The organism is Citrobacter sp. TBCS-14 (assembly GCF_005280805.1).
In the GTDB taxonomy this organism is placed as follows: Bacteria; Pseudomonadota; Gammaproteobacteria; order Enterobacterales; family Enterobacteriaceae; genus Citrobacter; species Citrobacter gillenii.
The window spans coordinates 1-257 of sequence record NZ_SZWM01000251.1; the positions used below are offsets into that span (position 1 = coordinate 1).

Annotated in this window: 1 protein-coding gene; it reads left to right on the plus strand. The window is 57.6% G+C overall.

Annotated features, from left to right (window positions below):
* On the plus strand, positions 1 to 75 hold a 75-nt coding region (locus FDX22_RS32580), incomplete at its 5' end, for a hypothetical protein (RefSeq protein ID WP_370317161.1).
* Positions 76 to 257: the final 182 nt, after the last annotated feature.

Sequence of the window (257 nt, forward strand, 5' to 3'; positions counted from 1 at the left end):
GAGAATATTGACCCGGATTCGCTGACGCCGCGCCAGGCGCTGGAGTGGATCTATCGGTTGAAGAGTCTGGTGTAATACTCGTGGTGCCGGATGACGGCTCCGTCTCATCCGGCCTACGGCCTGATTTGTAGGCCCGATAAGCACAGCGCCATCGGGCAAATTTACCGGGCGGGGCTTCGCCTCGCCTGCATTTTTGATTAGCGCTTATCTTCCGCCAACAGCGGGGGGATACTTGGCACCATCGGTGCTTCATCAAT